Here is a 14247-nt window from a genome sequence, read left to right as displayed (position 1 = left end):
GAGATAACAAATGACTGATGTGCTTCTTGAAATCAAAAATTTAGGGATAGAATTTAATACAGGAGAAGGAACGGTTCAACCAATACGTGGTGTAGATTTCTCTTTGAAAAAAGGTGAAACGCTGGGTGTGGTTGGAGAATCCGGGAGCGGAAAAAGTGTTACTTCATTATCTATACTAGGACTTCTCCCGGAGAAAAAAAGTAAAATTGTGTCAGGAAGTATTCATTTCGATGAAGAAGACATTACAAATTATAGTGACCGGCAGTATAGAAAATTGCGCGGAAATGAAATATCGATGATCTTTCAGGAACCTATGACTTCACTTAACCCTGTTTTTACAATTGGAGAACAGTTAAGCGAGCCGTTAAAACGACATAAAAAGATGTCGAAAAAACAAAGGAAACAGGCAATCGTAGATGTTTTAAAACAAGTAGGCATACCGAGAGCAGAACAAATTATTGATGAATATCCGCACCAACTTTCTGGTGGGATGAGGCAGAGAGTGATGATTTCTCTTGCACTATTATGTGAGCCTAATTTATTGATTTGTGACGAGCCAACGACAGCTTTGGACGTTACAATCCAAGCCCAAATCCTAAAGTTAATGAAGCAAATAAAGCAGGATAAAAATATGAGTATGCTCTTTATTACCCATGATTTAGGTGTCGTTGCAGAAATGTGTGATCGAGTAGTTGTCATGTATGCCGGAGAAATCGTTGAGGTAGCAGAAATCAATGAGCTTTTCGACAACCCGCTCCATCCTTATACGAAAGGTCTATTATCTTCATTGCCAACGAATAATGACAGAAAAAGCAAGCTTTATTCCATTAAAGGCCAAGTACCTCGCCCCGAAGAAATAGGGGAAGGTTGTGCTTTTGCTAACCGCTGCCCTTTTGCATTTGACAAGTGTTTTGAAAAGACACCACCTGCTTTTACAGAAGGGGATCACTTAAGCAAATGCTGGCTGCAAGAGTCAGATGGGAGGTAAATGATGCTATGGAAGATAACGCGCTAGTAGAAGTTAAAAATTTAAAAAAGTATTATGAGATATCCCGGGGGTTATTTAAGCCAAAGCTAGTAGTAAAAGCTGTTGATGATATAAGTTTTTCCATAAAAACCGGTGAGACATTTGCGTTAGTGGGCGAGTCGGGATGTGGAAAGTCAACCACAGGAAAAACGCTTTTACGCTTAACAGATGCGACCTCAGGAGAAGTTCAATACAAAGGGGAAAACATATTATCTCTGCCTTATAATAAAATGCGTTCCCTGAGAAGTGAATTGCAAATGGTTTTTCAGGACCCATATGCTTCACTCAATCCAAAAATGACTATTAAGCAAATCCTTATGGAGCCCTTGAGAGTGCATAATAAATTTAGTTCGGAGGAACGCTTGCAGAAAATAGTGGATATTCTTGAAATAGTTGGTCTTTCCAAAATGCATTTAGGCAGGTATCCAAGTGAGTTTTCCGGAGGACAGAGGCAGCGGATTGGTATTGCACGGGCAGTTATCTTGAACCCGGACTTTATTATTGCAGACGAACCTGTCTCCGCACTTGATGTTTCCGTTCAATCGCAAGTAATTAATTTATTATTACAGCTGCAAAAGGAATTTGGGCCGACATATTTATTTATCTCCCACGATTTAAGTGTCGTTGAACATATGACAGATCGTGTGGCAGTAATGTATCTTGGGAAGATTGTTGAACTGGCGAATACAGAAGAATTATTTTCTGATCCAAAGCATCCTTACACCCAGGCACTGATTTCTGCCGTGCCAGTTTCTCACCCAAGTGAGGAAAGGGAACGGATAGTGCTGACAGGGGATGTGCCGAACCCGGCTAATCCGCCATCCGGGTGTTCCTTTCATACAAGATGCCCATTCGCAATGGATATATGTAAGAGAGTTGAGCCTGAATTAAAACAAGTTGGAAATGATCATATTGCAAGTTGTCATTTATATACAGAATACAAGGAGGAAAAAGAAGATGCTATTATCCATACCCAAGCATGAATTTAAAGAGAGGCAACAGAAGTTTATTAAAACTTACAAAGAAAAAGGTTGTGAGGCTGCTGTTCTATTTTCAGTAACAGATATCTTTTATTTAACAGGGTTTCACTTTCATTCTACAGAGAGGCCGATAGGTGCCATGATTGATCCTGAGGATAAGTTTCATTTATTTGTCCCGGAATTGGAGCATGAGCACGCAGAAGAATATAGTGTGATTGATCATGTACATTCTTATCCGGAATATCCAGGAATTAAACATCCAATGGAATATTTCAAAGAAGTTTTAATAGAGTTCAACTTTGAAAACAAGGTGATAGGATACGATGCTTTAGGTTATGGTTCACCAATGGGTTATAGAGGTCCATCGGTAGATGAGCTCATTGACGCTAAAGCGTTTACTTCCCTCCATGGTGTAGTGGAAGAAATGCGATTTATTAAGAGTCCAAACGAAATTGAACTTATTAAAGAGTCTTGCAGATGGGGTAATTTGGCTCACCGTTTAATGCAAAAATACACAAAAGCAGGCTTAAGTGAAATTGAAATTACCAGCAAGGCTTCTATGGAAGCAACGAAGGCTATGATAGATACATTAGGGCCGGATTATAAGCCCCATGGTCAAACAGCATACGCCATTTATCGCGGTCAGGTTGGACCTGAATCAGCTTTCCCTCACGCAGTTACACAAAACATTGTGATGAAAAAGGGAGATACATTAGTGACCGCAGCAGCATCCAGTGTATTTGGCTATACAAGTGAATTAGAGCGAGTTATGTTTGTAGAAGAGGCCTCAAAAGAACAGGAAAAATATTTTAATTATATGTATGAAGCGCAAGAGGTTGCTTTTCAGGCGATCAGACCAGGAAGAAAGTATTCCGATGTAGAGCAAGACGTTCAAAATTACTTTAAAGAAAATAATATAACGGAACTTACGAAGCACCATACTGGTCATAACATTGGTTTGTTAGGTCATGAAGCACCATTTTTTGACTTAGGTGACCATACAACAATTGAGCCGGGCATGGTTGTTACCGTGGAACCAGGTATTTATGTGGAAGGGCTGGGTGGATTCAGGCATTCAGATACTGTGCTTGTAACCGAAAATGGTATAGAGATGTTGACCTACTATCCTAGGGACCTGAATTCACTTATTTGTTATTAAATCTATTTAATAATTAAGCACTTGATGATCGTAATCAAGTGCTTAATTTTAGAAATTAACTTACTACATGAGGTGAAAAAAATATGAAACTATTTATATCTGTAGATATGGAAGGAATAGCTGGAGTCAGTACCATTCAGCAAATGGTAAAGGAAGGAGAATACCAACGTTTTAGAAAATTAATGACCGAAGAGGTAAACGCTGCAATTAGCGGTGCTTTCAAGGCAGGGGCAAAAGAAGTGGTTGTCGCTGATGGGCATGGAAACATGTCAAATATAATCATCGAGGCGTTGGATCCGCGTGCTCGTCTAGTATCCGGCAACAATCGAGTAATGTGCCAACTGGAAGGATTGGATGAAAGCTTTGATGGCATCATTTTCGTTGGCCATCATGGACGGGAAGGCGGCTCAGAGGCAGTCATTTCTCATACACTTGCCGGCGTTTGTGTCAATGAAATGAAGATTAACGGTGAAGTAGTTGGGGAGACCGAAATGAATGCCATGGTCGCAGGAGCTTTTGATGTCCCGGCCATTTTTATTAGTGGTGACAATTTGTATGTCTCAGAAGTAAAAGAGACACTGCCAGAGGTAGAAAGTGTGATAACAAAGTATGCCAAAGACCGTCTTTCTGCTGAGTTAATCCATCCGGAAAAGGTAAATGAGCTTGTGGAAGAAGGTGTAGCAAGCGCAGTAAAAAATATCGCCAACTTTAAACCATTTGAGACGAAAGATATGGAAACTACCTTTGAAATCCAATTCAAAGGGCCGCAACAGGCACATATGACAACTACTATTCCATCGGTGGAAATGACTTCACCAACTAGCATCAAATTCACATGTGGAGACATCGTAACAGCTTATAAACATATGTGGGGATGCGTGATCATTGCGATGGCAGCAACCAATGGTGTATTAGGAAGTGCCAATAGCTAGACGTGTTCGCTATTTTTAAAATGAAAATGTTATGAATCTATGTAGAAGAAAGTAAGGTGCAAATGATGAGTAATGACGGACCTATTTTTCAACGATTGATGGATGACTATGATGTTACATACGATGGTAATGGAATAAGTGGAAAGAGATTGGCATATCGGCTGGATGAGCTTGCGAAAATCGGCTTAACAGAAGAAAATGGTTCAAACCGTCCCGGATTTTCTATAGAAGAATTAGCTGCAAAAAACCTAGTAGCTAAATGGATGAAGGAGGCAGGGCTTGACGTTCATCAGGACGGTGCTGGAAATATTATTGGAAAATTAGAAGGGACAGACCCAAGTCTACCAGCGATTATGTCAGGTTCTCACGTGGATAGCGTTCCAAATGGAGGTCATTTTGATGGCCCCTTAGGAGTACTTTTGGCGTTAGAGGTAGCAGAGGCCTGGAAGGCTACAGGCTATCGTCCCCTGAAAAATTATAAAGTAGTCATTTTCACAGACGAAGAAGGAGCTACCTTTAATGGGGGATTACATGGCAGTCAGGCTTTAGTTGGGAATTATAATATTGAAGATTTGAAGAAACTTGTTTCTGTTGATGGTCATTCCTTTGAAGAAGTGTTAAAGCAAGTAGATTTGTCACTAGACAGTTATCAAAAAGCATTGATGGACTTTTCTGATGTAGGATTGTTTATCGAAGCTCACATTGAACAAGGAAAGCGGCTGGAAAAAGCAGGCCTGCCCTGCGGTATTGTGAGCGGCATAGCCGGACCTTGCTGGATAGAATTCACTTTTTCGGGAGAGGCCGGACATGCAGGGAACACACCAATGGATGATCGGAACGATGCCCTGGTTGCTGCAAGTGCATTTGTAACAAAAGTAGCAGGACTTCCAAGAAAAATTAATGACACTTGTGTTGCAACGATTGGAAAAATGCATATTTCCCCAAATGGTGTCAACGTTATACCTGGAGAAGTGAAATTATACGTAGACATCAGAGATATTTATGAAAATAGCCGAAACACACTCGTAGATCAGGTCATCCAGAAAGCAGAAGAAATTGCTGAAAATCATGGTATCTCCCTCTCCTTTGAAAAGAAAATGGAGACGCCTCCGGTGACCATTAAAGAGGAAATTCAGGAAACATTTAAGGCTGTATTGAATGAACAGTCCATTAAACCCACGCGCATACCAAGCGGTGCTGGTCATGATGCTATGATTATTGGTGAAAAAACAGATATTGCTATGTTATTTGTAAAAAGTATTGCAGGGATTAGTCATAACCCGTTAGAATGGTCGGACTTAAATGATTGTGTGCAAGCAGCGCATGTGCTTAAGGAGTTTGTCGAGAAGCGGAATTGATTTTTTGAGGATAAGGTAAGTTTACAGGCTATCTAATCATAATATTTACAGTGTAATGATTGTGGGGAGCGGCGTAAATAAAGTTCTGGATTTATATTCGAAACCCAAATAATGCTGGTAAAGGAGGATAAGATGGAGGTTATATATCAACATCTCGAAACACAAAAAAATCAAATGTATGCGTATCTGGAAGAAATCGTTTCACAAGAATCACCATCTGATTCTACCAATCTTGACTCAAGATAGTCAATTTGATGTGATGAGTATTTACCAGTTGGCAGGGGTAAGCAATACGAATTTTCAGGTTCCGCCATTTCGGGATCCACATCATTCCGCCTCAGCAGTTTCGCTTATTGGCGGTACCAAAGTGGAATTGCCCGTTTAGCGACGTACGGACTGGACTGAGCCGAAGGAGATAAAGGAAACACGGCGACGAAAGGAGCCGATGTTGACTTATCGTACGGAGGTGAAGGAAGTCGCGCTAGTCGCTGGGCAATGGAACTGGCGGAGGAGCAAATCCAAAACCGGGGGAAGTATCATTGGCCCACGAGGGGGTTCTTTTTCTCGATGAGATGGCCGAATTCCCAAAACGAACCTTGGACATGCTTCGGCAACCGCTGGAAAGTGGTTCTGTTACGATCAGCCGAGCGGCATCTACGGTTACCTACCCGGCAAGGTTTCAACTTATCGGTGCAATGAATCCTTGTCCATGTGGTCATTTAGGGTCAAGGCACTTTTATTGCACCTGCACCGAAAACAAAATCCAGGCATATAGAAATCGTGTGTCCGGACCTATCCAGGATCGAATGGATATGGTTTTGCAACTGGATAGGGAACCTCTTGACGAATCCACTTTAAAGCAAAATGAAACGTCAGAGGTTATTCGGTCAAGGGTTGAAAAGGCGAGGGAAATTCAATTTGAAAGATTTGGTAAAGAAGTTTGCAATGCGACTGTTCCCAATGAATTATTACTTACATTTGCTAAGTTGACTTCAGAGCAAGAGAGGATGGTGCAAAAGTGGGCAAGTAAATACCACTGGAGTACGAGAGCACAAATGAAGATTCGTCGTTTAGCAAGGACCATCTCTGACTTGAGTGGAAATGAACAAATTACCAACGAGGCGATTTGGGAAGCTGTTACGATACGCCGCACGCAGGATAAGCAAACAGTGAAAGGGATGGTGAATTAATGGCAAGAAAGCTACGTGTCTGGTATCCAGGAGCAATGTACCATATCACAAACCGAGGGAATCGCAGAACTTCTCTTTTCTATGATGCGATTGATCATCAAGCCTACCTGGACATTCTGGAAGAAAGTCGTGAATATTACCCTTTTCACCTTCACAGTTACTGCCTCATGACCAATCACATCCATCTGCAAGTAGAAACCATCCATCACCACCCCCAGTATATGATGAAAATGCTGAATTCCAGGTATGCTTTACATTTCAATAAACGACATCGCTTGGTCGGACATGTCTTTCAGGGAAGATACGGTGCAGAAATAATAGGAACGAAAGAATATCAACTGGAGGTGAGCCGCTATATCCACATGAATCCAGTCCAAGCGAATATGGTAGTCAGACCTGATGCTTATAAATGGAGCAGTTACCGGGCATACGTCTCAGAAGAAAAGAATCGGCATGTAAGCACTGAAAAGCTACTTGGGTATTTTTCTGAACCAGTAAAAGAGAAGTATCGGGAGTTTGTGGAGGGGGAAACATTAAAAAGTGGCATAGGTGTTGAAATGAGATAAAGTGCATTTTATGTCCGATCAGATTTATCGAGTCCCAAGTAATATCTAATGGTGAGGCACTTGCAATCGGCTTTAGTTACCTTGAGGGTTTATGAAAATATACGGAGGCGGAAACTGTTCCAATGATAACTAATATGATAAAATAAAGGTAGGTAATTAAATGTCGGAAGTGAGTCAACCACATGTCAAATAATCATCTTTTATATCATATATCCCACTATGAAAATTTAGCATCTATTCTACAACATGGCTGTCTTTCAGCACATTCAAATATACAAAAAGAAACCATGCGTTACATAAATATTGCTCATCACGGACTTCAAAGCAGGAGATCCACTACAATGATTCCGGTTAAGCCAATGGGAATTTTACATGATTATGTCCCATTTTACTTTGCTCCCCGTTCACCGATGTTATATGCAATTAAGCAGGGCCGAGTGGAAGGGTTTGCAGGGAATCAAAATGATATTATCTATTTAGTCACTCGAACAGATATCATAGAAAAACAGAAACGCCATTTGTGTTCACCGATGGTCATGCGATAATGTTCATTACTGAATTTTATAACCATATGAAGGATCTAGATAAGGTAGATTGGAATATTATGAAAGAACGGTATTGGAGTGACACGGAAGAAGATCCTGATCGGAAAAAGAGAAGGCAAGCGGAATTTCTTATACATCAATTTGTAGAATGGAAACATTTTTTGGGTATCGGAGTAAGAACAGAAAGAATGAAAATTTATATAGAGGAAATATTAAGAGAACATTCGATTGATCTGCCTGTCCTTGTCAGACCGAAATTCTACTTTTAGGAGGTGAACGAGATGGTTCATTATAAAAAAGGTAATTTATTAGATGATCAAGCCGAAGCTCTTGTAAACACGGTCAATTGTGTGGGTGTGATGGGCAAGGGGATTGCATTACAGTTTAAGCAGGCGTATCCCACAGTGTTTAAAGCTTATGCAAAAGAAGCCAAAAAAGGGAATATTAGAATCGGAAAAATGCATGTTGTTCCTACTGATTTATTATCTGGAACAAAATATGTAATTAACTTCCCGACAAAAGACCATTGGAAAGAAAAGTCAAAGATGTATTACATTGAGGAAGGCTTAAAAGACTTAGTGAAAACAATTCATGAATTAGACATCCGTTCTATTGCTATACCTCCTTTAGGTTGTGGAAATGGTGGACTTGAATGGGAGGTAGTTCGTTCGAAGATTGAAGCTGCTTTTGAGGGTCCCTCTGTAGAGGTCCATGTATATGAACCTGTTGGAAGTCCAAAGCCTGATCAAATGAAAGTACGGACAACGAAGCCCAAAATGACAAATTCACGTGCTTTATTATTAGCTTCGATGAATGACTATTCTGTTCCAGGGTATCGTTTATCATTGTTAGAGATACAAAAAATTGCTTATTTCCTACAAGAAGTAGGAGAGCCACTTCAGTTAGGATTTGAGAAAGGAAAATTCGGTCCCTATGCCGAAAATCTTAATCATGTTTTATTGCGAATGGAAGGACATTTTATTAGGGGATTTGGTGATCGCAACAGAGAGGCTGAGATTTACCTATTACCGAATGCTGCGGTTAAAGCTCATCATTTTCTTCAACATGATGGTCATTCAGAAAGCAGACTTTCTAAAGTACAAAAAATCATAAGAGGTTTTGAAACACCATATGGAATGGAATTGTTAGCAACCGTTCATTGGATCATGCGGGAATACGATGGTGCAAACCTGGATTTAATTACGAAAGAATTTCAAAACTGGAATGAACGTAAACGTAGAATTTTTACGACTAAACATATTGAGAAGGCTTGGGAGCACTTACGGAAAATTGAGGTCGAATAAGGTGTCTGTTCTCTCTTGGGGGCAGATCCTATTGTTTTTAGACAATATTAATGATTATTATGATATAAAATTAATACATACTCGTCTAGATTAATTAAAACCATATGAAAAATTCACCTTCATCAAAGGTGATATTTCAGACAAAGATACAATAAATAATGTTTTCGAAAAGCAGAAACCAATTATAGTCATAAACTTAGCAGCTCAACCTGGTGTGCGCTATTCAATAGAGAATCCGGATGAATATATCCAAAGTAATATTATAGGTTTTTTAAATATACTTGAAGCATGCAGACATCATCGAGTTCGGTTTATGGAGCAAATAAAAAGGTTCCTTTTGAAAAACTGATTTTGTAGATAATCCTGTATCTCTATATGCATCCACGAAAAAATCAAATGAATTAATGGCCCATACCTATAGTCATTTATACAACATTCCAGCATCCGGACTTCGTTTCTTTACCGTATACGGACCTATGGGACGACCTGACATGGCATACTTTGGATTTGCAAATAAGTACTTTGCCGGAGAACCAATTAAAATATTTAATAACGGCGACTTTGAAAATGATTTATATCGTGATTTTACCTATATCGATGACATTGTAGAAGGAATGGAACGTCTTTTAAGTAATCCACCAAATGGTGATGTTGGCAATCAGGTGTACAATATCGGAAATAACAATCCAGAGAAGCTGATGGTCTTTATTGAAAGCCTGGAGAAAGCTTTAAGTAATGCAACTGGCAAAGAAGTAGAGTTTGAAAAGGTATTCGAACCAATCAAGCCAGGAGATGTTCCAGCTGCATATGCTTCAACAGATTTATTACAGAAAGCGGTAGGCTTTAAACCAGAAACTTCAATTGCAGAAGGTTTGCTGATTGGTATGTGGAGTATTATCAAAAAGGCTCGATAGAAAATTAGAACCTCATTATGCCAACTATAAAGATGTTCTAAATTATAGAGATAGGTATGTGCATGCATCCCCTTTTATGGATGAATCACGACATATATCACATTTGCAACCTTTGTTACAGGTTACGATGAATAAAACAATTAAATTTCTTCAGTATTCTTATGATTTCGTATGTCAAGTAACGATATTCTACCAACTAAGTATAAAATGCTATTTTGGATGTTTGGCGATGAAGTAAATTTTTATAAGGAGGAACCGCTTTCTCTTACAAATGACCAGTCCAGATTAGGTAAAATTGGATATTATGATTAATTATGTGGTATTAAAATCAGTTATTGCTTGTAAGGAAATTAGTACGGAGATGACTAGTCACTTCCCGAATTTTTGTCGAATACAACCGACGCAAACCATTTGTATGAGTCGGTTATAACGAATAAGTCAGAAAAAAGTTTAATACCGATAACATTATTCTCCAACTGGTATTTTTTAGAGAAGGGAAAGCTTATAGTAGTTGAGCAATCAGAACGAACAAAAGTATTTGCAAATCTATTAACATAAGGCGCCTTAAAAGAGGATATTCCAGTCTTATTCACCTGTGACATTGGTAAGCATTGAGGTCAGATCCCCACCACAATAAATACTTTGATCAGTATATATGTTCGTGATACAATAGTATTACGAACATATATTTCTTCTTTAGGGGGCAGCTTAAATGAAGTTAAATGATTATTTTAAGAAGTTTGTAGGCAATATTTCCTTGGGAGCAACAAGGCTTAACAGAATTGATAGTGCTGTTGCAAATTGGGAATCAAAATTAAAAGATGATGAGGAATTAAGTGATATATTTGAAGATTACTTTCCTCAAGGTTCATATAGTACAAATACGGGGATTAAGCCTAAAAAGGGCAAAGAGTTTGATGTCGATGTGGTTCTAGTGCTTGATATTAATGAACAAAGCGATCGGGGAGATGTTATTAATCTAGTTAAGGATTGTATAAAATCACACGAGCAATTCAAAGATCGAGTTACAGCGAAAGATCGGTGTGTACGTATAGAATATGCAAATGATTTCCATGTAGATGTGGTGCCTGCCATGTTTTATGAAGAAATTCTAAAAATCCCATCTAAAAAAGAGGATGAATGGGTAAAGACAAACCCCCAGGGCTTTACAGATTGGTGTACCGGCATTAATTCATACACAGAAAATTATTTCATAAAAACTGTAAAAATTTTGAAATATTGGAGAGACGAAAATGTTGGGGAAGACACAGCTCCAAAATCGATATTACTTACAACATTGCTCGGAAATGCATTTGAAGAGATGCCTTCCCTGGCTGAAACTATTATAGAAACTCTGAAAAACATGATTTCAGACATAGAAGGGTACTTGCTCTTTTTAACAAATGACGATGATGTCCCAGTAATTTCTAATCCCTCCTTAAGTGAGGAGAATCTTGCAAGGAATTGGAATAAATTAAAAGCAGAGCGATTTAATAGAAAACTAAACAAACTTAAAAGTGATTGTGAAGATGCAATAGATGAAAAAAATAAAGATAAATCGGTTGAGAAATGGCAGGATATTTTTGGAAGTAATTTTCCATCAGATTTGGGAGAAGTCGCTTCTATGGCCAAAAGCATTGACCGTGGTGAAGTAAAAGTGGATGAAACAGGATCACTTAATAAGCTAACTGGTACAAAGATTAAAGACCACCGTTTCTACGGAGAGGAATATTTATGAAAAATCAAATACCACCTTCCAATCCTAAAGCTTTAAATTTAGGGTTGGAGATTGTGGCGATGCGCAAAAAATTCCCAGGGTTTCAATTGACAAAAGGGAGGAAAACTTTTTGGATTGGAACGTTACAACCATCAAAAAAGTCCGATCTATACCAGGTTAAGGTTGTTTATAATCCATATATCCCAAAAGTATTTATTCTTGATCCACATATAATTCCATTTGCTCCTCATCGATATCCTGACCTTTCGCTTTGTCTGTACCATCCTATGGATAACAGTTTTGGTGGTGAATCCTTAATTAGTGATACGATAATACCTTGGACAAGTGAATGGCTCTTTTTTTATGAGGCATGGCTCGAAGAAGGAGTATGGTGGGGAAAAGAAGCTCCGCACAGCCCGACTGGTAAAACAGATGATGAGGTGAGATGATGGATTGGACAGATTATAAAAGCGGTAATATCCCGACTAAATTCCCTGATGAATTTAGAATATTATCAATTGACGGTGGCGGTATGAAAGGAGTTATTCCTGCTGTTTATTTAAAACGTGTAGAAGATGAAATTGGTGCACCTATCCATGATTATTTTGACCTTATAACTGGCACTTCCACCGGTGGAATAATCGCTTTGGGACTTTCTTCTAAAATATCTGCAGAAGAAATCTCTAAGCTCTATATTGAAAAAGGAGCTACTATTTTTTCTAAGCGTCTTGGAGCTAATATTTTTTTGAGGGCAAAATATAAGAATAATAATCTAAAAAAAATTCTTCAAAATACCTTTGGTGAATTAAAAGTAGCTGATGCTAGTACTATGGTCTGTATTCCATCTATTGAACATTTTAAGGCAGAACCTAAAGTGTATAAAACTCCACATCATAAAGACTTTTTGTTTGATGGGAAAAGATATATGTGGGAAGTAGCACTTGCGACTTCAGCTGCTCCAATATATTTTCCTGCTGCAGAGATTGGAGAAAATGAACTCAAAATAGATGGCGGTCTATGGGCTAATAATCCTGTACTTGTTGGAATTGCCGAAGCAAAAAAAGTAGGATTCAATGTTGAACAGATACGTGTGCTCTCCCTAGGCACGGGAGAGAAGATATATAACGCAGATAATAAAGTAGCTAAAAAAAGTGGGTTATTGCAATGGGGGAGAAACATAGTCGAATTGACTTTCCAAGTGCAATCAAAATCCGCTAATTACACAGCCAACTACTTGTTAGGGGATCGATTATGCCGTATTACCCCGACTCTAGCAAAGTCATTAAAATTGGATTCTGTGAAAAAAGAAGATATTGATCATATGATTAAAGAAGCACATACATTATATCAAAATACGTATATCAATCAAAAGGTAAAAGATAACTTCTTTCAGAGGAAAGCTGCAAAATAGGTAAAAGGGCGAAAATATTGGTGTCAGCCCCCCACCACACTATTATTAGCAAATTAATAATGATGAGCAACTAATCTATATTTTCGAGTAGTTCAAAATAATTATTAGAAGGTGATTTCATGGAAAGCATCAATCAATTTGTTTTATATACAACTGAAGATGGCGATGTTAAGTTGAACTTGTTTCTTGAAGATGATACATTATGGCTCTCTCAGAAATTGATTGGTGAGCTGTTTCAAGTGGAGTCACATACAATTAATTATCATATCAAGGAGATTTATAAGAGTGAAGAATTAGAAGAAACTTCAACTACTCGAAAATTTCGAGTGGTTCAAAGAGAAGGAAATAGAGACGTTGCAAGAGATGTCACGTATTATAATTTAGATATGATTATTGCTGTTGGGTATCGAGTAAATTCAAAACGGGCAACACAATTTAGAATATGGGCCACAAAAGTTCTGAAAGAGTATATTATTAAAGGTTTTGCACTTGATGATGAAAGGTTGAAGCAAGGAGAACGCGCCTTTGGAAATGACTACTTTAAAGAACTCCTTGAAAGAATTCGCTCTATACGTACAAGTGAGAGAAGAATATATCAGCAGATTACTGATATTTTTGCAGAGTGCAGTATTGACTATGATCCAAAATCAGATGTTACAAAGGAATTTTATACAACTGTACAAAACAAATTTCATTACGCAATTTCAGGGAATACTGCAGCTGAAATTATATATTCTAAAGCAGATAAAAATGCTCCTAACATGGGTTTATTGACGTGGAAAAATGCACCTGAAGGTAGGATCTTAGCGTCTGATGTGACCGTTGCAAAGAATTATCTTTTAGAAAAGGAAATAAAGAGGTTAGAAAGAACCATTTCATCATTTTTTGACTACATTGAAAACATTATTGAGAACAGGGAAACGTTCACTATGGAAGCATTTGCAAATAGTGTAGTTAAGTTTTTGGAGTTCAATGAATTTCAAATTCTTTATAACAAAGGTAGTGTTTCTAAATTAGATGCTGATCAAAAAGCAAAGGTTGAATATCAGGAATTTAATAAAACACAACCGATACAATCAGATTTTGACAAACAGATTAAGAAGTATCTGGGTACAGATAAATAAATGGATAAAAAGGATTTCAA

16 protein-coding genes and 1 pseudogene are annotated in these 14247 nt (G+C 38.2%); all 17 read left to right on the top strand.

Annotated features, from left to right (window positions below):
• The first annotated feature begins 10 nt into the window (after nt 1–10).
• The 17 genes and pseudogenes from ACDX78_RS07840 (at nt 11) to ACDX78_RS07760 (ending at nt 14227) form a co-directional block, all read left to right on the top strand.
• Complete coding sequence (locus ACDX78_RS07840) at nt 11–988, top strand: ABC transporter ATP-binding protein (protein WP_486026757.1); 978 nt, start codon at nt 11–13, stop codon at nt 986–988.
• Nucleotides 989–996: 8 nt separating this feature from the next.
• Nucleotides 997–2010 (top strand): ABC transporter ATP-binding protein, encoded by a 1014-nt coding sequence (locus tag ACDX78_RS07835; protein ID WP_486026756.1) that lies wholly within the window; start codon nt 997–999, stop codon nt 2008–2010.
• On the top strand, nt 1985–3166 hold the full coding sequence (locus ACDX78_RS07830) for a M24 family metallopeptidase (protein WP_486026754.1): 1182 nt from the start codon (nt 1985–1987) through the stop codon (nt 3164–3166). The genes ACDX78_RS07835 and ACDX78_RS07830 overlap by 26 nt, the downstream gene beginning before the upstream one ends.
• A gap of 83 nt (nt 3167–3249) precedes the next feature.
• On the top strand, nt 3250–4098 hold the full coding sequence (locus ACDX78_RS07825) for a M55 family metallopeptidase (protein WP_486026753.1): 849 nt from the start codon (nt 3250–3252) through the stop codon (nt 4096–4098).
• A gap of 65 nt (nt 4099–4163) precedes the next feature.
• Nucleotides 4164–5456, top strand: a complete 1293-nt coding sequence (locus tag ACDX78_RS07820) for a M20 family metallo-hydrolase (RefSeq protein ID WP_486026751.1) — start codon at nt 4164–4166, stop codon at nt 5454–5456.
• A gap of 178 nt (nt 5457–5634) precedes the next feature.
• Nucleotides 5635–5841 (top strand): ATP-binding protein, encoded by a 207-nt coding sequence (locus ACDX78_RS07815; RefSeq protein WP_486026749.1) that lies wholly within the window; start codon nt 5635–5637, stop codon nt 5839–5841.
• A gap of 103 nt (nt 5842–5944) precedes the next feature.
• Complete coding sequence (locus tag ACDX78_RS07810; protein ID WP_486026909.1) at nt 5945–6646, top strand: ATP-binding protein; 702 nt, start codon at nt 5945–5947, stop codon at nt 6644–6646.
• Nucleotides 6646–7212 (top strand): transposase, encoded by a 567-nt coding sequence (locus ACDX78_RS07805; RefSeq protein WP_486026747.1) that lies wholly within the window; start codon nt 6646–6648, stop codon nt 7210–7212. The genes ACDX78_RS07810 and ACDX78_RS07805 overlap by 1 nt, the downstream gene beginning before the upstream one ends.
• A 182-nt stretch (nt 7213–7394) precedes the next feature.
• Nucleotides 7395–7757 carry a DUF4433 domain-containing protein gene (locus tag ACDX78_RS07800; RefSeq protein WP_486026746.1) on the top strand — a complete coding sequence of 121 codons (363 nt, stop codon included), beginning with the start codon at nt 7395–7397 and terminating at the stop codon, nt 7755–7757.
• Nucleotides 7757–8026 (top strand): DarT ssDNA thymidine ADP-ribosyltransferase family protein, encoded by a 270-nt coding sequence (locus tag ACDX78_RS07795; protein ID WP_486026744.1) that lies wholly within the window; start codon nt 7757–7759, stop codon nt 8024–8026. Before ACDX78_RS07800 ends, ACDX78_RS07795 begins: the two co-directional genes overlap by 1 nt.
• Nucleotides 8027–8038: 12 nt before the next feature.
• On the top strand, nt 8039–9061 hold the full coding sequence (darG, locus tag ACDX78_RS07790; RefSeq protein WP_486026743.1) for a type II toxin-antitoxin system antitoxin DNA ADP-ribosyl glycohydrolase DarG: 1023 nt from the start codon (nt 8039–8041) through the stop codon (nt 9059–9061).
• Between the two features lie 118 nt (nt 9062–9179).
• Nucleotides 9180–9410: pseudogene (locus tag ACDX78_RS07785) on the top strand (GDP-mannose 4,6-dehydratase); the annotation flags it as partial.
• A gap of 55 nt (nt 9411–9465) precedes the next feature.
• Nucleotides 9466–9975 (top strand): NAD-dependent epimerase/dehydratase family protein, encoded by a 510-nt coding sequence (locus ACDX78_RS07780; protein ID WP_486026741.1) that lies wholly within the window; start codon nt 9466–9468, stop codon nt 9973–9975.
• A 712-nt stretch (nt 9976–10687) separates the two neighbouring features.
• Entirely contained in the window at nt 10688–11713 is a 1026-nt protein-coding gene (locus ACDX78_RS07775; protein ID WP_486026739.1) for an SMODS domain-containing nucleotidyltransferase, read from the top strand.
• Nucleotides 11710–12141 carry a type II CBASS E2 protein gene (locus ACDX78_RS07770; RefSeq protein WP_486026737.1) on the top strand — a complete coding sequence of 144 codons (432 nt, stop codon included), beginning with the start codon at nt 11710–11712 and terminating at the stop codon, nt 12139–12141. The genes ACDX78_RS07775 and ACDX78_RS07770 overlap by 4 nt, the downstream gene beginning before the upstream one ends.
• Nucleotides 12141–13103 (top strand): CBASS cGAMP-activated phospholipase, encoded by a 963-nt coding sequence (locus tag ACDX78_RS07765; RefSeq protein ID WP_486026736.1) that lies wholly within the window; start codon nt 12141–12143, stop codon nt 13101–13103. The genes ACDX78_RS07770 and ACDX78_RS07765 overlap by 1 nt, the downstream gene beginning before the upstream one ends.
• 119 nt (nt 13104–13222) lie before the next feature.
• Nucleotides 13223–14227, top strand: a complete 1005-nt coding sequence (locus ACDX78_RS07760; protein ID WP_486026734.1) for a virulence RhuM family protein — start codon at nt 13223–13225, stop codon at nt 14225–14227.
• Nucleotides 14228–14247: the final 20 nt, after the last annotated feature.

The organism is Virgibacillus oceani, from assembly GCF_041521345.1.
In the GTDB taxonomy this organism is placed as follows: Bacteria; Bacillota; Bacilli; order Bacillales; family Amphibacillaceae; genus Virgibacillus_N; species Virgibacillus_N oceani_A.
Note: the sequence above shows the minus strand (reverse complement) of the source record. Positions and strands in the feature narration are given on the sequence as shown.